The sequence below is a fragment of the Microbulbifer zhoushanensis genome, from assembly GCF_021729055.1.
GTDB classification, from domain to species: Bacteria; Pseudomonadota; Gammaproteobacteria; order Pseudomonadales; family Cellvibrionaceae; genus Microbulbifer; species Microbulbifer zhoushanensis.
Genome location: NZ_JAJSAO010000003.1, coordinates 312,815 through 333,335, shown reverse-complemented (window position 1 = coordinate 333,335; position 20,521 = coordinate 312,815). Strand labels below are relative to the sequence as shown.

At 63.9% G+C, this 20,521-nt stretch carries 15 protein-coding genes; 10 read left to right on the top strand and 5 right to left on the bottom strand.

Annotation, left to right across the window (positions count from 1 at the left end; all coding sequences use genetic code 11):
* The first annotated feature begins 40 nt into the window (after positions 1-40).
* From LVD10_RS07695 to LVD10_RS07670, 6 genes are all read left to right on the top strand, one after another.
* Positions 41-613 carry a DUF2799 domain-containing protein gene (locus LVD10_RS07695; protein WP_233006436.1) on the top strand — a complete coding sequence of 191 codons (573 nt, stop codon included), beginning with the start codon at positions 41-43 and terminating at the stop codon, positions 611-613.
* 10 nt (positions 614-623) lie between these two features.
* Positions 624-1,055, top strand: a complete 432-nt coding sequence (locus LVD10_RS07690; protein ID WP_233006435.1) for a hotdog fold thioesterase — start codon at positions 624-626, stop codon at positions 1,053-1,055.
* The gene (locus LVD10_RS07685; RefSeq protein WP_237062819.1) at positions 1,052-1,759 is read left to right on the top strand and encodes a M48 family metallopeptidase; all 708 of its coding nucleotides are present in this window, start codon (positions 1,052-1,054) and stop codon (positions 1,757-1,759) included. The genes LVD10_RS07690 and LVD10_RS07685 overlap by 4 nt, the downstream gene beginning before the upstream one ends.
* A gap of 93 nt (positions 1,760-1,852) precedes the next feature.
* The gene (locus LVD10_RS07680) at positions 1,853-2,221 is read left to right on the top strand and encodes a DUF2750 domain-containing protein (protein ID WP_233006433.1); all 369 of its coding nucleotides are present in this window, start codon (positions 1,853-1,855) and stop codon (positions 2,219-2,221) included.
* Between the two features lie 92 nt (positions 2,222-2,313).
* Positions 2,314-2,733: a VOC family protein gene (locus tag LVD10_RS07675; RefSeq protein ID WP_233006432.1), complete on the top strand. Its 420-nt coding sequence runs from the start codon at positions 2,314-2,316 to the stop codon at positions 2,731-2,733.
* Entirely contained in the window at positions 2,730-3,659 is a 930-nt protein-coding gene (locus LVD10_RS07670) for an SDR family oxidoreductase (RefSeq protein ID WP_237062817.1), read from the top strand. Before LVD10_RS07675 ends, LVD10_RS07670 begins: the two co-directional genes overlap by 4 nt.
* 30 nt (positions 3,660-3,689) lie before the next feature.
* Here LVD10_RS07670 and mnmH read toward each other — a convergent pair whose 3' ends face one another.
* Entirely contained in the window at positions 3,690-4,778 is a 1,089-nt protein-coding gene (gene mnmH, locus LVD10_RS07665) for a tRNA 2-selenouridine(34) synthase MnmH (protein WP_233006430.1), read from the bottom strand.
* 84 nt (positions 4,779-4,862) lie between these two features.
* On the opposite strand from mnmH, the gene LVD10_RS07660 reads away from it, so the two are divergent.
* On the top strand, positions 4,863-6,731 hold the full coding sequence (locus LVD10_RS07660) for an SLC13 family permease (RefSeq protein ID WP_233006429.1): 1,869 nt from the start codon (positions 4,863-4,865) through the stop codon (positions 6,729-6,731).
* A gap of 21 nt (positions 6,732-6,752) precedes the next feature.
* On the opposite strand, the gene LVD10_RS07655 is transcribed toward LVD10_RS07660, so the two are convergent.
* Complete coding sequence (locus LVD10_RS07655; RefSeq protein ID WP_233006428.1) at positions 6,753-7,199, bottom strand: CBS domain-containing protein; 447 nt, start codon at positions 7,197-7,199, stop codon at positions 6,753-6,755.
* 604 nt (positions 7,200-7,803) lie between these two features.
* Between LVD10_RS07655 and LVD10_RS07650 the strand changes: the two genes are divergently transcribed.
* A complete protein-coding gene (locus LVD10_RS07650; protein ID WP_233006427.1) occupies positions 7,804-8,277 on the top strand; it encodes a hypothetical protein in 474 nt (157 codons plus the stop codon).
* 78 nt (positions 8,278-8,355) lie between these two features.
* On the opposite strand, the gene cobB is transcribed toward LVD10_RS07650, so the two are convergent.
* The 3 genes from cobB to selD form a co-directional block, all read right to left on the bottom strand.
* Entirely contained in the window at positions 8,356-9,069 is a 714-nt protein-coding gene (gene cobB, locus LVD10_RS07645) for a Sir2 family NAD+-dependent deacetylase (RefSeq protein WP_233006426.1), read from the bottom strand.
* 84 nt (positions 9,070-9,153) lie between these two features.
* Positions 9,154-10,461 (bottom strand): NAD(P)/FAD-dependent oxidoreductase, encoded by a 1,308-nt coding sequence (locus tag LVD10_RS07640; protein WP_233006425.1) that lies wholly within the window; start codon positions 10,459-10,461, stop codon positions 9,154-9,156.
* A gap of 136 nt (positions 10,462-10,597) precedes the next feature.
* Positions 10,598-12,895: a selenide, water dikinase SelD gene (gene selD / locus LVD10_RS07635; protein ID WP_233006424.1), complete on the bottom strand. Its 2,298-nt coding sequence runs from the start codon at positions 12,893-12,895 to the stop codon at positions 10,598-10,600.
* A 207-nt stretch (positions 12,896-13,102) separates the two neighbouring features.
* Between selD and LVD10_RS07630 the strand changes: the two genes are divergently transcribed.
* Both LVD10_RS07630 and LVD10_RS07625 read left to right on the top strand, forming a co-directional pair.
* On the top strand, positions 13,103-18,358 hold the full coding sequence (locus LVD10_RS07630) for a DUF748 domain-containing protein (RefSeq protein WP_233006423.1): 5,256 nt from the start codon (positions 13,103-13,105) through the stop codon (positions 18,356-18,358).
* Between the two features lie 213 nt (positions 18,359-18,571).
* Positions 18,572-20,518, top strand: a complete 1,947-nt coding sequence (locus tag LVD10_RS07625) for an aconitate hydratase (protein WP_233006422.1) — start codon at positions 18,572-18,574, stop codon at positions 20,516-20,518.
* Positions 20,519-20,521 lie beyond the last annotated feature (3 nt).

The window sequence follows — 20,521 nt, the reverse complement described above, 5'->3', positions numbered from 1 at the left end:
GACAGGACCGCGTGCCGCGTGGTCAATCGAGAGGCCAATCATGATAAGACTGAAGAGCCTGCTGATCCCTGCCGCCGCCCTGGTGCCGGTGCTGCTGTCCGGCTGCGCGGTGATTTCCGAGGAGCAGTGCCGCGCGGGCAGTTGGTATGAGCTGGGCGTCCAGGATGGCAGCCGCGGTGTCGGCCAGGCAAAGGTCTTCGAAATGGCGCAGGAGTGCCAGCATTACGGTGTGCGGGTGGACAGTGAGGCCTGGCTGCGCGGCCACGAGGAGGGGGTGGAGGAATACTGCACCGCGGCAAATGGTTTTTCCCAGGGGCGCCGTGGGCGCAATTACCAGGGCGTGTGCACCGGTCCCACCGCCGACCTGTTCCTGAAAGAGTATGAACGTGGGCTGGCGCTCTACCGGGTGGAACAGGAGTACCGCCAGCTGGTCAGCCGCCACGAATACCTGCGGGATGAGCTGTATTCGGTCCGCGCCGCGCTGCGCTCGGCGGAGTCCGAGGAGCAAGTCCAGGTGCTGCAAATGCGTCGCCGGTCCCTGCGCCGCGAGCTGCGAATGCTGGACCTGGAACTGCATCGGTTCGGCGCCCCTGGCGTCAATTTCTGGTACTGAGGAAGTTTGTATGGGTATCTGGCACCGGGAAGTCTCCCTGGCAGAGCTGAACGAGATGTGCAGCGGCTGTATGCCGGCGCACGTGGGCATTGAAGTCACCGAGCTGGGTGACGATTACCTGACCGCCACCATGCCGGTGGACCGGCGCACGCGCCAGCCGTTCGGTATCCTGCACGGGGGTGCCAGTGTGGCGCTGGCGGAAACACTGGGGTCCATTGCCGCCAACCTGGTAGTGGATGGGGAAAAGTTCTACTGCGTCGGCCAGGAGATCAACGCCAATCACTTGCGCCCGGTGGCGGAGGGTGTGGTTACCGGCACCACGCGCCCGGTACACATTGGCCGCAGCAGCCAGGTGTGGGAAATCCGCATTACCGACCCGGCGGGCAAGCTCAACTGTATCTCCCGTATCACCATGGCCGTTCTGCCCCACGGCGACCGATGATCGACGCCGGGCAGTACGTATTCGAGGAAGTGCCGTACCGGCTGGTGCGCTCGCCCCGGCGCAAGCGCCTGGGCCTGGTGCTGGCCGGGGCCGGCGTGGAAGTGCGGATACCGCAGCGCTGCGCGGCGCGCCACGGCCATCGCTTCCTGCAGGAAAATATCCACTGGGTGCGTGCCCAGTTGCTGCAGGCGCGCCAGCGCGCGGCGGAAATTCCCCGGCATCGTTTTGCCTTCGGTGAGGCATTCCCCTGGCTGGGAGGCCGACTGCCGCTGTTGCGCGCCGCGCGCCCGGCAGGCGCCGGTATACGCGATGATGCCATCTACCTGTATACCCGCGCGCGCGAGCCCGACGCGCAACAATTGCAGGCCGCCCTGCAGCGGCTCTACCAGCGCGAGGCACTGGCGCAGTTCCAGCAGCGCTCGGCTGAAGTGGCGGCGCGGCTGGGATTGCGCTTCAGCTCGGTAAGGGTACGGCGCACACGCAGCAAATGGGGGCACTGTACCCTGCGTGGCGAATTGCAGTACAACTGGCTGGTGTGCCTTGCGCCGGTAATGGTGGTGGATTACCTGGTGGCGCACGAGGTGTGCCACCTGCGGCACCATAACCACAGCCCGGACTTCTGGGCGCTCGTGGCAAGTGTCTGCCCGGATTACCGCGAGCAGCGGCGCTGGTTGCGGGACAACGGCCACCGGCTGGTACTGTGAGTCCGTTTCGTGCCGGTCCCCTGCGCCATGTTGTCTTTGGTGCCTTGCGCGAATCTGGCGTAAACTGCCATCGAATTCCAAGGTACCGCTGCCATGCAAGTCGAACCCCTGAGCAATGATTTTGAAGACAACTGCGCGCGCTTCCTGCCGGAAGCCGCTGCGCAGGGCTGTGTCTGGGCCCTGGAGGGCGAGGAGGGTTTCGCACTGTGCGCGTCGGAAAAATATCCGGAAACGGATGTGATGCCCTTCTGGTCGCAGCGGGAATTCGCCGAGGTACATATTTCCGGCGACTGGGCCGGCTACCGGGTGGTGGCAGTCGACCTGGAAGAGTTTATGGATGACTGGCTGACCGGCATGCACGACGACGTGCTGCTGGTGGGCATCAACTGGAACGGCGAGCTGGAAGGAATTGAGCTGGAACCGCTCGACCTGCTGGAGCAGCTGGAACAGGAGCTGCAGTAACAGCCTTACAGGCCTGGTGGCGCCGGCATCAACCGGACCGGGTCTGCGGGTTGCCGGCCAGCGGAGAAGATAACGATAACAGGGGTCTCAGGATGGGACAGTTTCTCGGTCTGCGCACTGTAGTTTACGGCGTCTCGGAACTTGCGGAGGCGCGGGGCTGGTATACCCAGGTGCTGGAACTGGAACCCTACTTCGAAAGCGAGGGTTACGTGGGCTTCGACGTCGGTGGCTTCGAACTGGGCCTCAACCCCGATGCCCGCAGTGTCACCAGCCGCGCCGATGGCGTGATCGCCTACTGGGGGGTCACCGATATCGCTGCCGAGGTGGAGCGATTGAACACCCTCGGGGCCCGCCAGCACGGGGAGACCGTGGATGTGGGGGACGGCATCCGGATGGCCAGCTTCCTCGATCCATTCGGTAATATCTTCGGCCTGATCGAGAATCCCCATTTCCGCGAGCGGGCGCCGGCAGCCGCCGGTGCAGAGCAGGAACCATGGAGCCGCGACCAGTGAATAGACCCCCTGTCTCGAGTTATCGCCCATCGGATGCCGGCTTCGCCGCCGAAAGCCTGGTACAGATCGGCCGCGGCTACGTGGTACCCGACCGGGTTGCGCTGATCACCGGCTGTTCCAGTGGTATCGGGCGCGAGCTGGCCCTGGCCCTGCACCGCCGCGGCACCATCGTGATCGCCACCGCGCGACGCCCGGAGAGCCTGCAGGAGCTCGCGGACATGGGCATTGCCACCGAGGCACTGGACGTCAACTCCCAGGCCGACATCAATCGCGTGGTGCATGCGCTCAAGGCCGCTTACGGTCGCCTGGATATCCTCATCAACAATGCCGGTTACGGCCAGATGGGACCGCTGATCGAACTCGATACCCGTGCGCTGGAAAACCAGTTCCGCACCAATGTCTTTGCTCCCATGGCCCTGATCCGTGCCTGTGCGCCGTTGATGCGCTCGGCCCGTCGCGGCCTGATCTGCAACATCGGTTCGGTGTCCGGTGTCCTGCCGACGCCCTTTTCGGGCGCCTACTGCGCCTCCAAGGCGGCACTGCATACGCTGTCCGATGTGCTGCGACTGGAGCTCAAGCCCTTTGGCATCCGCGTGATGACGGTGCAGCCGGGTGCGATTGCGTCCGAGTTTGGCCGCCATGCGGAGGTTTCCCTGCGCGGGTTACTGGCGCCGGACTCCTGGTACAAGCGACAGGAAGATGCAGTGCGCGCGCGCGCGCAGGAGTCCCAGCACAACGCCACCCTGGCAAGGGAAATGGCGCGGCAGCTGGTGAAGGAATTGCTGCGCAAGCGCCCCCGGCGCCTGGTGCGGATCGGCAACCGCAGTCGAATGCTGCCGTGGATGGCGCGCTGGCTGCCCCGGCGGCTGCGCGACCGGATACTGGCGCGGCGCTTCCAGCTGACCCGTACTTCCCCCAGCTCCTGAGAGGTATTGCAAGGTCAATTGCCGGCGGCGTCACTCACCGGGGCGGGATGCCAGCCACTCGGCCACTTCCGCATAAGTGCCGCGGAACAGCACAGTGCCGGCATGTTTCTGCATGGTGTGATCGTAGGCGCGGTCGTAGTACTCGCTCAGCAGCGACATCACCACCGGGATATAGCCGTCGCTGTTGCCGCTGCGGGCCAGCTCGGCATTGGCGGCAGCCAGCTGTTCGTCCAGCTGCTGGTGGCGCAGGCCGCCCAGGCGCTTGCGCAGGCGCGCCAGGCTGGTGCGTAATTCTTCCCCCAGGGCTGTGTGCGGTCCTTCATCGGCGTCGGCGAAGCGGGTCAGTGCGGTGCTGACATAGTCGCGCACGATCCGCCGGGCGCGGTCCTCCACCGGCTCGTCCACCAGCACCCGCGGCGCTACATGCATACCCTGGCGCAATATCACCGGCAGCGCGCAGCGCCCGATCAGGCGGCTTTCGTCCTCCAGGAAAACCGGTCCCTGTCCCTCGCCGAGCTTCAGGAGTTCGATACCCAGTTCATTCTCGAAGTCGATCTGCGAAGGCTGGGGCAGGCTGGTACGGCCGAATGATGATCCCCGGTGCCGGGCAATCCCCTCCAGGTCCACCGCGCGGTGGGCATATTGCAGCAGCTCGGTCTTGCCGGACCCGGTGTGGCCGCTCAACACCACAAAGGACAGGCGCGCGCACTGGCGCGCCAGCTCCTCGATCAGGAAAGTGCGCATCGCCTTGTAGCCGCCCTCGACCAGCGGGTAGTCGATGCCGGCCTCGCGCAGCAGCTGCTGGGCGGTGCGCGAGCGCAGCCCGCCGCGGAAGCAGTACAGGTAGCCATTGGGGTGGCGCTCGATAAACCCGCGCCAGGCGGCCAGGCGCTCGGCCCGGACCTCGTCGGTGGCCAGGGTCCAGCCCAGGTCGATCGCGGCCTGCTGGCCGGCCTGTTTGTACTCGGTACCCACCGCCTCCCGTTGGCGATCGTCCAGCAGGGGGTGGTTCTCACTGGTGGGGAAGGCGCCGCGGGCAAATTCCACCGGGGCGCGCACATCCATCAGCGGGATGTCATCCAGGAACAGCTGGCGGTAGTTGTCGGTGTTGTGGCGCAAATCATGACTCCTCTCAAGGCGGCGTGAGTGTAACCTGAAAAGAGGATTTCCACAGGACCAGGTTGCCACGGACGCCGGCTTCCCATGACGCTCGACCAGCTCACGCTCTTCATTATTCTCAGCATTACCATCGCCATGTTTATCTGGGCGAACTGGCGCCATGACATGGTGGCGCTGGGATCGCTCCTCGCCTGTGTGGTGACGGGGCTGGTGGCGCCGGAGGACGCTTTCGATGGTTTTGGCCACCCGGCGGTGGTGACCGTTGCCTGTGTGCTGATCCTCAGTCGCGGCCTGCAGAGCACTGGCGCCATGGATGTCCTGGCCCAACGGCTGATCCCCAGGAGCGGCAGCGTAACCGCAATCATCGCTGCGCTGACCGCGGTCGGGGCGCTGATGTCCGGCTTTATGAACAACGTCGGCGCCATGGCATTGTTGATGCCGGTGGCAGCGGATGTGGCCGAGCGTAACAAGCTGCCACCGGGCAAGGTACTGATGCCGTTATCGTTCGGCACCATCCTGGGGGGCATGACCACCCTGATCGGCACCCCGCCCAACCTGATCGTATCGGGCTTTCGCGACAGCGCCGGTGCCGGCAGTTACGGTATGTTTGATTTCACCCCGGTAGGCCTGGTGGTGGCACTGGTGGGCGTGGCGTTTGTATCGCTGATCGGCTGGCGCCTGGTTCCGTCCCGCACCCAGGCGGGGGCCGCCACCTTTGACACCGGTACCTACCTGACCGAGGCGCTGGTGGAGGAGAAAAGCGCCGCCGATGGGAAAACCCTGTGGGAAATCTCGCAGATGCTGGAAGAGGAGGATGCCCAGGTTGTGGGGGTGGTGCATAACGACACCCGGGTCTCCCCGGCCACGCCGGCGCAACGCATCCGTAGCGGGGATATCCTGATCATGGAGGCGGAACCGGAGGCGCTGACCACGTCGGTTTCGAAGCTGGGCTTGCGCCTGGCGGCAGACCCGGAAGAGGAGGATGCCCAGGACAAGAAGCAGGAGCAGCGCCGGGAAAAGAAGGAAAAGAAGAGCCGTCACCGGGAGAGCGGCGATGAGGAAGAGAAAGATAAGGACAAAGAGCGCTCCACCGCCGACGATATCCAGCTGCGGGAACTGGTAGTAATGCCGGATTCGCCACTCACCGGCCGTACATCGCGCATGTTGCGGTTGCCGGCCCGCTATGAAATCAACCTGCTGGCGCTGTCCCGCCAGGGGCGTCGCTCGGTCCGGCGCCTGCGCTCGACCCCGCTGCGGCCCGGTGACGCGCTGCTGATGATGGGTACCGACGACAGCCTGAATACTTTCGCTGCGGAGCAGGGCTGTGTTCCCCTGGCCAAGCGGGATATCAGTATCCCCAACAAGGAAAAAGCCGTGGTCGCCCTGGTGGCCATGGCGCTCGCGGTGGCGGGGGCGGCCTTCGGCCTGCTGCCCGCGGCGATCTCGTTTTCGGCCTGCGTGCTGGCTTTTATGGCGCTGAAGGTAATGCCGCTGCGCAGCGTCTACGAGTCTGTGGACGGTGCGGTAATTGTGTTGCTGGGGGCACTGATTACCGTGGCGGAGGTAATGGAGCAGACCGGCGCCGCGGACCTGATCGCTCGAGTGCTGCTGGATAATATTGCCCAGGGTAACGCAGTGATTACCCTGGTGATCCTGCTGGTGGTAACCATGACCCTGTCGGACTTCATGAACAATGCCGCCACCGCCGCGGTGATGTGCTCGATCGCCATCAGTGCCGCGGCCCAGCTGCAGGTGAACCCCGACAGTTTCCTGATGGCGGTGGCGATCGGCGCATCCTGCGCCTTCCTGACCCCGGTGGGGCACCAGAACAATACGCTGATCCTGGGGCCCGGTGGCTTTAAGTTCAGCGATTACTGGCAGATGGGGCTGCCCATGGAAATCCTGGTGATACTGGTGAGCGTACCTATGCTGTTGTGGGTCTGGCCGCTCTGACCCTGCCAATGGTGCGGGTATTCAGGCGATGGAATCGTCTACCGGTTGCGCCAGCTCCGCCAGGAATTTGCCGCAGAAGCGCAATACATCGGTTACCGTGACGATGCCGGCGAGTTCGCCCTCGCGCATTACCAGCACCGAGCCGATGCCGGTATCGGCCATGGCCATCAGGATCCGGTCCAGGGGGTCGTGGATATCGGCAATATAGGGGCGCCGGGCACAGAGGTCGTGTACATACAGCTGTTGCTCCTCCAGCCGGTGTCCCGGAGCGTTGGCGCGCTCTATATCGCCCCGCGAGATAATCGTTTCCAGGTCTCCATCCCGGGTTACCGGCAGGTGGTGGACCTCGTGCTCTTCCATCATTTCCAGTGCCGCCTCAACCGTGGCATTGATATCAATATGTAACGGAAAAGGCGTCATGACTGCAGCGAGTGTGGGTATCTGGTGAATATCATGCGGTTTTGACATATGGGCCCCCGGGTTTTTCCAGCCCAAGTAGCATAGGCCATGGGATCGGCAGGGCCAAACAGATGAACTGTGCGCCACCGCAGCCTTAGAACAAAAAGTAAGTCTTACCTGGTGTTTTTGGAATATTGATTCTTTATGGCTGTGGTTATCCCGTGAGGCAGGCAATACCAGTTGATATTTAGGGGGGAGGGCTTATTATTCTGCCCCCCGCCGCGCAATACCCCAGCGGCCGGAATGTATATAATTGATGCAACGAGTTATCCAACCTTTATTCGGAATTGTGTCTGGAATCTGTTTTTTGGTTCCGTACAGCCCCGGGGCTGGTAATAACACTCCGTTTAACCGTCGTTTTTCCCGTTCAGGTGCGCCAGTATCGATTGGCTGGAAACCTTTACGGGGTTATATGCCCATGCCCTGGGAAAGTAAAAATAACGGCGACGGTATGGTGGTAATACATAAATAAGTATTAAAAAATTTTATTTGTTTAATAGATTCCTGGTTTCCTGCCAGTGCGTGCATGATCCCAGTCAGCCCGCAGCGTTTTGGCAGCGCAGGAATTGTCCCAGCAAGCACTATCAATATTGCAAGAGTCGAGGTGGAGTGAATGTTTCAGGAGTTTGACCAGATTGAGCAGCAGATTGCCGAGCACCAGGCAAAAATAGAGGAGCTGCAGGAGCAGATGGCCCGGGCGGAACGCAAAAAAGACGGTGTAATTGCTTTCGATAAAGCGCTGGTCAACCTGTCGGCTGAATACCAGATGGACGAAGAGGAGTTCTTTGTCGCCCGTGGTGAGGCCATTGTGAACTGGCTCGTGGCCCAGCTCGATGATGAGGATGCACCGGAATATGTGCAGACCCTGAAGGCGCGCGTGGCCCGCTCGCTGAAGCGTAATGGCGAGGCACCGAAGCGTGGGCGTAAGGCTGCCAACGGCAAGGCCAGCGAGCCCAAGCTGGAAGTTGGCCATTACCGCAATCCTTACACCGGCGGAACCGTGGAAAAGAAAAAGCGCAACCCGAAGCAGCTGAACCAGTGGATTGAAGAGCACGGGCTGGAAACAGTGAAAGAGTGGAAGATCTGATTACCTGAGAAAAACCGGGCAGAAGGTTTCTGCCCGGTTTTTTTACGTTCGATATTCCCCTTTCCATTTCCCTTTCCCTTACTCCTGCCTGTCCAGTATCTCGCCAATGAGTTCGCCAACAGTGCTGGACGCCTTACCGTAGCGGTGCTCGCAAAAGGCATTGCCGAGACGGCTGCGTTCAAGGTTGACTTCTACTGTGCGGGCACCGGCCAGATTGGCATATTCAACAAAGCCTGCTGCCGGATAGACATTGCCGGAAGTGCCAACGCTGATAAACAGGTCGCAGCGTGAGAGTGCATCGTAGATGCGATCCATCTGCAGGGGCATTTCCCCGAACCAGACCACATGCGGGCGCAGGGTGCCGGTGCGGTGGCAGCATGCGCAGGGCATATCGACGGTGAGATCGCCGCGGAGGGGGAACAACCGGCCGCTGGCACTACAGCGCATCTTCAGCAGCTCCCCGTGCATATGCACCAGCGCGCGGCTGCCGGCGCGTTCGTGCAGGTCGTCGATATTCTGGGTGACCAGCAGGAAATTTCCGGTACAGGCCTGTTCAAGCTCCGCGAGGGCCTGGTGTGCCGGATTCGGGGCGACTGCCGGCGACAGCAGTTGCCGGCGCCGGGCATTGTAGAAAGCCTGCACCAGTTGCGGGTCCCGCGCGAAGGCTTCCGGGGTGGCCACATCTTCCAGGCGATGGTTTTCCCACAACCCGTCGCCGCCGCGGAATGTCTGCAGGCCGGATTCCACGGAAATTCCAGCCCCGGTCAGTACAACGATATTCTGGTAGCGCATTGGCAATGCCCGGCTCTGGATCAGTTGCGTGGAAAACCGGTATTGGGCCCGGAGTACCCGAAAACGGGTTGGCCGGGCCGCGGCTCAGTGAAGCTTCATGCGCGGTTTTACAAAGCGGTTGGCCTGTCCCACCAGGTAGATCACCATGGCTTTTGCCCAGCCGTGCACGGCAGCGAGATGCATGCGGTACAGCGAGCGATAGGCGAGCCCGGCAACGCGTCCCTCGATGGTAAGGCTGCCTTTGACCAGCGCTCCCATCAGGTTGCCCACCGCGGTGTGCTTGCTGAGGGATACCAGCGACCCCCGGTCGTTGTAGCGAAATGCCCGCAGGGGTTTTCCTTCAACCCTGGCAATCAGGTTGTGCTCTGCCACGCCAGCCATCTGTTGCGCGGATTGCGCCCGGGGTGGCACGCGGAAATTCCTGGCATCCAGGCAGCCGGCACAGTCGCCTATGGCGAAGATGTCCGGGTCGGTATCCGATACCAGCTCTGGTGAAACCTCAATCTGGTTGAGCTTGTTGGTGGCCAGGCCATCGAGGCGGGAAAGGAAGTCCGGCGCCTTGACGCCCGCTGCCCAGACACGGATGGCCGCCGGGATTTTCTCGCCGTCTGCAGTGGTCAGCCCGTCGGCCGACGCCTCGGCTACCGCACAGCCGGTTATGACCCGTACACCCAGGCGTTGCAGTTCCCGTTCGGCGTTGTTGCCGAGCCGTGCGGGCAGGGCCGGTAACAGGTGGTCTCCCGCCTCGATCAGGGTAATCTGGAGTGCATCGCTGTCGATCTTGCCATAGCGTCCCATCTGCTCTGCGGCATCCACCAGTTCTGCCGCCAGTTCCACGCCCGTGGCTCCGCCGCCGACAATGGCAATCTGCAGGCGCTCGGTGGTGCGGGTTTCCAGCTGCAGGAACCGGTCCAGCAGCAGCCGGTGAAAGCGGCGAGCCTGCTCACTGCTGTCGAGGAAGACGCAGTGTTCGCGCACCCCCGGCGTGTTGAAGTCATTGCTCTGGCTGCCAAGGGCCAGCACCAGGTAGTCGTACTCGAGCTCCCGCGCGGGAACCAGCTCGTGGTCATCCTCGTCGATAACCGGTGACAGGGTAATAACCTTGCGCTCGCGGTCGACAGACTCGAGGCTGCCCAGCTCGAAGTTGAACTGGTTCTTGCGGGCATGTACCTGGTAATTGAGTGCGTCGAGGCCGGTGTCAATCGAGCCGGTGGCCACCTGGTGCAGCAGGGGTTTCCAGATATGGGTGCGGTTCCGGTCCACCAGGGTTACCCGGGCGGCGGGATTTTTCCGGGTGCGGCCGGGCAGTAGCGAACGATTGAAATAGTGCCCGAGACGGGTGGCGAGCTGTAGCCCCCCGGCACCGCCGCCGACGATTACGATCTGCTTCATGGATGGTCTTCCTGTGTCGTTTTTGAATTCGACTCCCCAACTGTGAAGACCTGATTCTGATTAGTTATGGGCGCAGTATCTCGCGCCGGCAGCGGCTTGGCAATGCCGCGCTGGCGCGTGCCACTGCGGGAGCCGGTCAGGCGCGTACCGGCTCAGCGTTCTCCGCGCGGGGGACTGGGCGGGATTGCTCGCCGGCCCGCTGCAGGGTAATCGGCTGGTCACCGGTTATCTCCGTCACACTGCCGATGATGGTCGCATCGGTGCAGCCTACGCGGTGCAGCTCGCGCAGGCAGTCGCCCGCCCGGTCCGACGGTACCGCAGCCAGCAGGCCGCCGCAGGTCTGCGGGTCCGCCAGCAGCGCCCAGTGTGGCAGCGGCTGCCAGGCACGCGGGTTCTGCACCCGGTCGTAAAAGCGCGCATTTTGGGGATGCAGGCTGGATAACCAGCCCGCTTCGACACAGTCGGCGGCTCCCTCGACCAGCGGCAGCTCCTCCGCCACCAGTGACGCACCACACGCCGGCGGGCCGGCCAGCATTTCCAGCAGGTGGCCCAGCAGGCCGAAGCCGGTGACGTCGGTGAGGGCATGGGTGCCATAGCGCCCGAACACATCCGCGGCACCGGCGTTACTGGTCAGCATGGTTGCCAGTGCATGCTCCACCCAGCGCGGGTGGGCGGCACCGGCGCCCTCCGCGGCCAGTACCGCGCCGATGCCCAGGGGCTTGGTGAGTATCAGCTGGTCGCCCACCTGGGCACCGGTCTTTTCAAGCAGCTGGCCGGCATCGGCGAGCCCGTTGACGGTCAGGCCCAGTTGCATTTCGGCACCCTCGGCGGTGTGGCCGCCGCCCAGCGCGCAGTCGTGCCGGTTGAGTTCGTAGATGGCGCCGTCGAGCAATTGCTGCAGGTCACGCTGCACCAGTTCCGGTGCTGCTACCGGCAGGGTGGCCAGCAGCTGCGCGGTCACGGGCCGTGCATGCATGGCAAACAGGTCGGACAGTGCGTGCAGGGTCGCCAGGCGGCCAAAGATCCACGGGTCGTCGATGGGCGCCCGCAGCTGGTCCGAGCTCTGCACCAGCAGCTGGCCGGGGGGCAGCTCCATTACCGCCGCATCGTCACCGGCGCCGCGCAGCAGGAACTGCGACTGCTGGCGCGGCAGTTGCTGCAGTGCCCGCTGCAGGATCTCCGCACCCACCTTGGCGCCACAGCCGTTACAGCGCATCTGTGACAGGGCGGCGCCGCCGCGTTCGCGCACCGCCTCGGGGCGGCGGCGGAACAGTTGCCGTCCGCCGTCGCGGTCCATGTCCACCGGTAACTCGGCAAAGCGGCGCATAAACGCACGGTCGATATGGTCTTTCCAGCGCCACAGGGATCCTCCCGCCAGGGCCAGGCCGTTGCGGGATGCCACCGCGCGCCGGTCGCCGCAGGACAGCAGGCTGAGAAAATCGCGCTGGGGCCGGAAGGCCCGCAGGGGACGCTCGGTTACCGCGGCGCGCAGGTTATGGAACAGCACCGGGCCCTGGCGCACCGCGTAGACACCGGCCTTGGGCAGCGGTGACGGCACGAAGCTGGCGGTGTCGCCGGCGGCGAACACATTGTCAAAGCCTTCGGCGCGCAGGTTCTCGTCGACACGGACAAAACCCCGCTCATCCAGCGCCAGGCCGCAGTCGGCCAGCCACGGGTGGGCCCCCGCATTGGTGCACAGGGCAATTTCATCCAGTGCCAGGGTGCGATCGTCGTCACTGACCAGGCCCTCGTCGGTGACCGCCTGCACACGCCAGTTGCGGTGCACGGTAACTCCCAGCCGGCGCAGTTCACCCGCTACCAGCCGGCGTGCCAGTAGCGGGTAGCCGTCGGGCAGGTGCGCACCGCCATGGACCAGGTGCACCTCGACCCGCCCGGTATAGATCTGTTCTTCCAGCGACCATGCAATAGCCATGGCCAGCTCGCAGCCGCCGGCGCCGCCACCCACCACACCGATACGGATATGCTCGCGGCTCTTCAGTACACGCTGCTGCAGCTGCTGCCAGAAATGGTGGAAGCGGTTGATGGGTTTTACCGGCACTGCGCGCTGGGCACCCGGCAGGTTGCGGGCTGGGCCGGCGCCGATATCCAGTGAAACCAGGTCGTATTCCAGCTCCGGGCGGCCCTCCAGGGAGATGCGTCGGCTGACCGGGTCAATACGGCGTGCACGGGCACGGATAAAGCGGGCGCCCGCGGCGCGACACAGGCGCACCAGGTCGATATGGGTTTCGTCCAGCTGGTAGTGGCCTGCCACCAGCCCCGGCAGCATGCCGGAATAGGCTGTCTGTACGTCGGGGGACACCAGGGTCAGGCGCACACCGGGCAGGGGGTTCATGGCCCACATCTGCAAGACAATGGCGTGGGAGTGTCCGCCGCCGACAAGGACGATGTCCTGGTAATCAGGGTTCTGTTGCATGATCGCTCGCCGGGAAACCCGGGTGAGTGGTTGGTTGAGATAGACAGTCTATCTGTTCGATCCGAATTCGCATGGAAGTCGGGCGCATTATGGCGAAAGCCGGCGACAGCCGCCAAAAAAAATCGTGGCGCTGGTCTTTAATTACCGGGCACAAGTGCGGTTAGCGCTTGCACCAAATTCATTGCTCCCGCGCCAGTGTCATCAATAATGCCAAAGCAGTCCGCCCAGCAAAGTCCCGATCATGTCGCGCGCCTGCTATGGCTGGTGGTGGGAATTGTCGTGGTAACGGGCCTGCTTCAGCTGGTGTTGGCCATGGTGCTGGAACAGCGCCTGGAAACCTGGCTGGAGCAGCGGGGTTACCGCGCCGACATCGGTTACCTGCACCTGTCGATTGCCGACCTGCGTGTGGAAATCCACGGTGTGGAATTGCGCAATCGCGAGGGGCGCGGTTTGCGTGCCCGCGAACTGATGCTCGATTACAGCTGGTGGCAGCTGCTGCGGCGCCGTATGCATTTCCAGCGCGCCTGGCTGGATGGTGTTGAGTTCGACCTGGAATCGCGACCGGGAGAGCAGGTGCGGCGCATCTGGGAAGTCGCCGGCTGGGACCTGGGCGAGGGCGGGCAAAAGCGCGACCGGGATTTTCAGCTGTTGATCGACCAGCTCTATATCCGTGACAGCCAGCTCTGTTATCGCGCCCGCGAAGCCTGGAAGAAACCCAATTGCCTGCAATTCAGTCGCCTGTCGGCACAGGACTGGCGGCTGTCACTACACCGCGAGGGCGACACCCCCCTGCAGGTCGAAGTGGCTGCCGGGAAACTGTCGGCGCGTGACCTACTGGTGCGTGAACAGGGTTCCCGGTCGATCCATACGGTACTGGTAGGGCTTGACCTGACCGATGCGTTGTTTGCCCGGCCCGGTACCCGCATCACTGCCGTGGAACTGGTGGCGGATCGTTTTGGCAGTTGCCTGCCGCAGGAATGGGCCGATGCCTTCCCCGCCTTCGGGCGCATCATCGGGCACTGTGGCATCGCCCGCCGGTTACAGCTGGAGGGCGACCTGTCTTTCAGTTTCGGGTCCGGCGCGCAGGTCGGTTGGCTGCGTGGCAACGGCCAGGGCGTGATCCTGCGCCGCAGTGACCGGCGCTGGCCCGACTGGCGCGCGGAAACCCTGGACATCAACCAGATGGAATACTCCCGCAGCGCAAGCGCGCTCGCCTGGCAGCAGGGCGGTGCCACCGCGTTCGACTGGTGTCCGCCGGCGTGGCGCCGGCCGGGGATGCACTACTGCGTGCGCGCCGGCAGTATGAACCTGCCCGACCCCACCACTATCGACTGGCAGAACCGCCTGGTGATCCACGGTGGCCCGGTGGACCTGCGGCAGGTACAACTGCTGGATGTCGCTGGTGCCAACAACGACCCACTCACTGCCCACAGTGTTTTCGCCTCCTCCCTGGAATACCGTGGCAAGTCACGCCGCCTGTCCCTGGACGCCTTCCAGCTGGAAAGTGCCAGCGGCTGCCTGCCCGGGCGACTGTGGGGGATACCGGATTATTGCGGTCGGCTGGCGGGCCTGAAAACCCCGGAGCGACTCGGTTTTCGCTTCCCCGACAGCACCCGGGACCTGCCCCTGGGTGCCAGCAGTGGCCCCCTGCGCCTGGGGCAGCTGCAACTGTGGCAGAAGCCGGCAGCGGGTCGTCGTGGGGAGCAGAAGCAACTGCTCGAGCTGGAGGCATTGCGCTGGCAGCGGCTTAACCTGCTGGGTGGCGAGACGCCCTACCTGGTGCAGGATTTCTCGCTGGCACACCTGTCGGGTTGTGTCCCCGATGCTGCATTGCCGAAAGACCTGCGCCCCCTTTGCGGGCGCGCACAGCACCTGCAGGGACGCGGCAGCTTTGCCTGGCAGGGCGGCGAAGCGGGATACCTGGTGGCGGGCGAGCTGGTGCTGGAACGACTGCTGCTGGCCGACGGCCTGCACCAGCCCACCGGCCTGCTGCTCACCGGCCTGCACGGGGGGCCGGCAATGTTGCGCCTGGCGGGCGGGGAGAGGGCCACTGGTCCTGGCACGGGGCGCGCCGGGGGAGGTGCGTCGCCGGGAAGCCCGGCTGGTGATGGCGAATTCGCAATCGGGGCAGAAAAGGGCCTGCTGCCGGAAGAATTGGCGCGCTCGCGCCGTGAAGCCGATGGGACGGAAGAGCCGGACGGCCCCGGCACTACAAGCCTTGATAACCCCAACCTGAAGGTGGAGGAATTCACGCTGGCGCAATTACAGGGGTGCCTGCCGCCGGCCTGGGAAGTATTGCTTTATCGCAATTCCGCCGGGATGCCCACCTGTTTCGAGATGGACAAACTCGAGCAGGAGAGCGAACTGCGCCTGGCCTGGGGTGGCGGCCTGTTACTGCAGGCCGGCGATACCAGTGCGGAGCGGGTACTTGCCACCACCCGCGGCGGGCGCGAGCTCCTCTACCTGGAGGCGCTGGAGATACCGGCTGCGAAGGTCCTTTTGCCTGCCGCCGGGCCGCGCCTGGTGGAACTGCCCGGCATGTCCCTGGAGGCGGCCCGCGGTTGCCGGCCGCGGAAGGGCAGTCGCGACACCGGGAACACGGCGGAATGCGCCCGGCTGGAAGACCTGGCCCTGGGGAACAGCTTCAGCATTCGCGCCGACGCGCGCCAGCTGGCCATGGACCTGGGTGAATCCCGGCTGGGACAGGCGCGGCTGCTGGGTGCCGAAGATGAGTACCTGGCGGGGATTGAAGACGCCCGTGTCGGCTTGCTGAAGCTCGACTGGTCGCGGCCGGACAAGATGCCCGACCGGTTACGTGCGCAGGACGTGGCAGTGGCAGAAGTCCACGGTTGCCTGCCGGAGAGTGTCTCCCTGCGGCCGGGATTGCCGCGCTGTGGTTCGGTCGACGATGTGAGGCTGCAGGGCAGTGACGACGCAGCCGAATTGCGACTGGGGGAAACGGTGATGAAAACATCGCCGGTGGCCCGGCCGCTGTGGCGGTTCGAGTCGGCGCGCGTGGCAGAGCTGGGGCTGGATGAGGAGGCGCTGTTGCTGCGCAACCTGGAGCTGCGGGAAGTGCAGGCCTGCGGCATGCGCGAGCTCTTGCCGCCGGCCGTGCGGGCGCGCGGGGTCGGCGACTGCATCGTGGCGCCGCGACTCGAGTTCACCGGTGTCAGCCGCATCGGCCTGGGCGCCGCGGCGCCAATGGTGGAACTGGCAGCGCTACAGCCGGAGCCAATCCGGCTCTGGCAGGAAGGCGGTGATTTCGCCCGTTTTGGCGTGGACCAACTGGGCTGGCAAAGGCTGCGCTGGAGCGGCGGGACAGAGCTGTCCGTCACCGATTTCCGGTTGGGCGGCTTTGTCGGCTGTGATACGGGTCCTGTTGCGCGGGCGGTGGAGCAAGTGGCGGAGGCGCTGGAACCCCCGGCCACCGAACCCTGTATCCGCCTGCGCAGCCTGTCCCTGCCGGGCCGGCAACAATTGTCGCTGGCGGGGCCATTCGGCAGCGATGGCGCCATCGAGCTGGACGGTCTGGTAATCAGTGGCCGCGCCGGGCGGCCGCTGGAAATCCGGCAGCTGCGACTGGACCAGCTGAGCTATGGGGGGGAGTCGCCCTTTATCAGCCTGGCGGGAGCCAGTGGGTGTCTCTCCGCAGACTGGTTCCCGGGTACCGGCCTGACCCCCTGCTACCAGCTGGGTGAGATCCGCGTGGAGCGGCGGGGCGTCGACCCGGCCAACGGTGCCAGTACCATTTACGGCCTGACAGTGGGGGAGGGCCGGTTCACCCAGGACGGTTTCCCGTCCGGGCTGCCTTCCGGGTTGCTGCTGTTTGACTCCCTGGGCGCCGACCGTGTGTATCTTGGCGAAGGCCTCTTCGCGGTCGATGGCCTGTTGCTGGATACCATCTCCGGTTGCCTGCCGAGGGGGTACGTGGCGCCGATCCACCACTGCTTTACCCTCGGGCGGCTGGATGTCGACGGCAGTTACCGGGCCGGGGACCAATACCTGCAGCTGGCAAAGCTTGATGCCAACGAGTTGCTGGTACTCGGCACCGATGGGCGGGAGCTGGTGCGGGCCACCGAGATCCATACCGCGCAGGCAGTACTGCGTGAAGGGGAAATCGGGATACCGTGGCTGGAGGCCAGTGAGCTGGGATTCCTGGGGCGCCACGAGGAGGCGCCCGAATTCAAGCGCCATGGCTGGGACAGTGAGGTGCGGCAGTTGCGGGCGGAGCAGGTAACCTATTCAACTGCAGCCAACGCGCTGGAGATCAGCGATCTTGAGATCGAGCGGCCCAAGCTGATCCTGTTCCGCGACAAGGGAGGCGACTTCCCGATTGAAGAGCGATTCGGGAAGCTGTTGGGAGTGGAGGGCGAACCCGAGCCCGCTACCGCGGAACGGCGGCCGTTCCGTTACCGGCTGCATCACGCCACCCTGCAGGGAGGACGCTTTACCTGGCTCGACCGGCAGGGGCAGTTCCGCGCACGGCTGCCTATCCGCCAGATCTACGTAAAGCTGGAAAATGCCGGCAATTATCCCGAGGACGACCCGGCCACGATCGTATTGAAAGGCCGTCCCGGCGGCTATGGCGAGCTGCAGCTGGCGGGTACGCTCGATTACCTGGCGACAGAAAAATGGAATGCCAGCCTGACTGCCAGCATCGCCAACGCCAACCTGATTCCCGCCACGCCGTATATGGCCAACCTGCTGGGCTATAAAATCCTGCAGGGCCAGCTGGATGCTGTTGTCGATATCATCATCCACGAAAACAAGGTGGACGCGGTGGCAGACATGCGCCTGAATAAAATACGGGTGCGCCGGGTGCGTGACAGCGATCAGCTGTCGGTGGAAGAATCAATGATTCCCCTGAACGTCGCTCTCTACCTGTTGCGGGACGGGAAGGGCGATGTCCGCTTCACCATGCCGGTGACTGGCAACCTCTACGACCCGAGTTTTTCCTTCAGCTTTATTTTCAGCGAGCTGTTGCAGCGCGCCATTCTCGAGGCCCTGTTCAGCTATTTTACCCCGCTGGGCTTTTACAGCCTGGGGCAACTGGCATGGCAACGCCTGATGGCAGTGGACTTTGACCCGATTGAATTTGCGCCAGGCAGCGCCGAGCTGAATGATGCCGCCAGGCGGCAGCTCGACGAGGTTGTGGAAACCCTGCAGGAAAGACCGGAGGCGCGTCCCGGTATCTGCGGCATTGCGAATGCCCGCGACTGGCACGCACTGGACCCGCAGACCACGCCACCCATGTGGCACAGTCGCCGGACACGGGAAACACTGTACCGGTACCCGCCGATTGAAAAACTGGAGGAACTGGAACGCCTGGCGCGCCGGCGCAGTCGCGCGGTGGCCCGGTTCCTGATTGAGGCCGGTATTTCCGCCGATGAATTTATCCAGTGCGCGCCCGATTACAACGGCCGGGATTTCGACGAGCCGCGGGTGGAGTTTTCCAGTTAGGGGCGCGCGGGCGTTGAATACCCGGCCGTCCACAGATAGTGCGCGGCAATTGCCGGGATTGGAAAACCCAATTGCCAGCTATGGTTGAAAAGCCGTTCATGTGAATGCAGTTTATTGACGTGCGATCCACTTTGCGGGTTTTCCCGATTGTGGCAATACCTGCCAAGTGGCAGAAATCTGCAGCGCAAGCGCTCATCAAAGGGAGACGCCAACATGCCGAAGAACCTCGCCCAGAAACTGATCGAGTCACACCTGGAAAGCGGCACCCTGGAACCGGGCAGGCCGATCGAACTTAAGATCGACCAGACCCTGACCCAGGATGCCACCGGCACCATGGTGATGCTCGAATTCGAAGCGCTGGGGCTGCCGCGGGTCAAGACCGAGGTGTCGGCGCAGTATGTCGACCACAACCTGCTGCAGACAGACTTCAAGAACGCCGACGATCACCTGTTCCTGCAGAGCGCCTGTCGCAAGTTCGGCGCCTGGTACTCGCGCCCGGGCAACGGTGTCAGCCACCCGGTGCATATGTCCTGCTTCGGGGTGCCCGGCAAGACCCTGCTGGGGTCCGACAGCCACACCTGTGCCGCTGGTTCCATGGGCATGCTGGCGATTGGCGCCGGCGGGTTGCAGGTGGCCCTGGCCATGGCGGGTATGCCGTTCTCCGTCACCATGCCCAAAATCATGGGGGTGAAGCTGGAGGGCGAACTGCCACCCTGGGTCAGCGCCAAGGACATTATCCTGGAAATGCTGCGCCGGCATTCGGTCAAGGGCGGGGTCAACAAGGTCATCGAATATTACGGGCCTGGCCTGAAGAACCTCACGGCGATGGATCGCCACGTGATTGCCAATATGGGCCAGGAACTGGGCGCCACCTCCAGCGTGTTCCCTGCCGATGAAACGGTACGCGCCTTCCTGCGCCAGCAGCAGCGCGAGGACGACTTTGTCGAGCTGAAGGCCGACGAGGGGGCTACCTATGACGAGGAAGAGACCATCGACCTGTCTTCGCTGGAGCCGCTGATCGCCTGCCCCTCCAGTCCGGACAATGTGGTGCCGGTGAGCGAAGTGGCGGGCAAGCCAATCTACCAGAGTTATATCGGTTCCTCCGCCAACCCGGGCCTGCGGGATTTTGTGATACCGGCGCGGATGGTGGAGGGCAAACATGTGGACGAGAGCGTCTCGTTCGACATCAACCCCACTTCCCGCCAGTTGCTGGAGGAGATCAGCCGTACGGGTGACCTGGCGCGACTGCTCGAGGCGGGTGCGCGCCTGCACCAGACCGGTTGCGGTGGCTGTATCGGCATGGGCCAGGCTCCGGCCAGCGGCCAGATCAGCCTGCGCACGGTACCGCGCAATTTCCCCGGTCGCTCCGGCACCAAGGAAGACCAGGTTTACCTCTGCAGCCCCGAAACGGCCACCGCCAGCGCACTGCGCGGTGAGATCACCGATCCCCGCGATATGGATATGGACTACCCGCAATTCAGCGAGCCCGATGAGCTGCCGGATATGCGCCCGCTGCTGCAGCCGCCGCAGGAAATCCCGGTGGAAGTGGAGCTGGTCAAGGGCCCCAATATCCAGCCGCTACCGGATTTTGACCCGCTGCCGGAAACATTGAAGGGCCCGATCCTGCTGAAGGCCGGCGACAATGTCTCCACCGACGAGATCCTCCCGGCCGGCGCCGAGATCCTGCCGCTGCGCTCGAATATTCCCGAGATCAGCCGCTACACCTTCTCGCGCATTGACGAGCAGTTTTACGACCGTGCCATGGACCTGGATGGCGACAGTTTTGTGATCGGCGGTGAGAATTACGGCCAGGGTTCCAGCCGCGAGCACGCCGCCATTACCCCCCGTTACCTGGGTGTGCGTTGCGTGATTGCCAAGAGCATGGCGCGCATCCACCGGCGCAACCTGATCAATTTCGGTGTGCTGCCGCTGCTGTTCGACAAACCGGAGGATTACGACCGGCTGGAGCAGGACGCCGAGCTGGAAATCGACAACCCTGCCGACCAGCTGAAGGAGGGTGAGCCGGTGGAAGTCAGGGATGGCAAGAGCGGCGACACCTTCACCGTGGTACACAACCTCTCCGCTGAGGAAATCGATACCCTGAAACAGGGCGGGCTGATCAACAAGACACGCAAGGACCATCCGGATATCGACGCCTGATCC

Excerpts from the sequence above, each read along its gene's own strand:
- LVD10_RS07695 (WP_233006436.1), top strand. The coding sequence starts at position 41 with ATGATAAGACTGAAGAGCCTGCTGATCCCTGCCGCCGCCCTGGTGCCG.
- LVD10_RS07690 (WP_233006435.1), top strand. The coding sequence starts at position 624 with ATGGGTATCTGGCACCGGGAAGTCTCCCTGGCAGAGCTGAACGAGATG.
- LVD10_RS07685 (WP_237062819.1), top strand. The coding sequence starts at position 1,052 with ATGATCGACGCCGGGCAGTACGTATTCGAGGAAGTGCCGTACCGGCTG.
- LVD10_RS07680 (WP_233006433.1), top strand. The coding sequence starts at position 1,853 with ATGCAAGTCGAACCCCTGAGCAATGATTTTGAAGACAACTGCGCGCGC.
- LVD10_RS07675 (WP_233006432.1), top strand. The coding sequence starts at position 2,314 with ATGGGACAGTTTCTCGGTCTGCGCACTGTAGTTTACGGCGTCTCGGAA.
- LVD10_RS07660 (WP_233006429.1), top strand. The coding sequence starts at position 4,863 with ATGACGCTCGACCAGCTCACGCTCTTCATTATTCTCAGCATTACCATC.
- LVD10_RS07655 (WP_233006428.1), bottom strand. The coding sequence starts at position 7,199 with ATGTCAAAACCGCATGATATTCACCAGATACCCACACTCGCTGCAGTC.
- LVD10_RS07650 (WP_233006427.1), top strand. The coding sequence starts at position 7,804 with ATGTTTCAGGAGTTTGACCAGATTGAGCAGCAGATTGCCGAGCACCAG.
- cobB (WP_233006426.1), bottom strand. The coding sequence starts at position 9,069 with ATGCGCTACCAGAATATCGTTGTACTGACCGGGGCTGGAATTTCCGTG.
- LVD10_RS07640 (WP_233006425.1), bottom strand. The coding sequence starts at position 10,461 with ATGAAGCAGATCGTAATCGTCGGCGGCGGTGCCGGGGGGCTACAGCTC.
- selD (WP_233006424.1), bottom strand. The coding sequence starts at position 12,895 with ATGCAACAGAACCCTGATTACCAGGACATCGTCCTTGTCGGCGGCGGA.
- LVD10_RS07630 (WP_233006423.1), top strand. The coding sequence starts at position 13,103 with ATGCCAAAGCAGTCCGCCCAGCAAAGTCCCGATCATGTCGCGCGCCTG.
- LVD10_RS07625 (WP_233006422.1), top strand. The coding sequence starts at position 18,572 with ATGCCGAAGAACCTCGCCCAGAAACTGATCGAGTCACACCTGGAAAGC.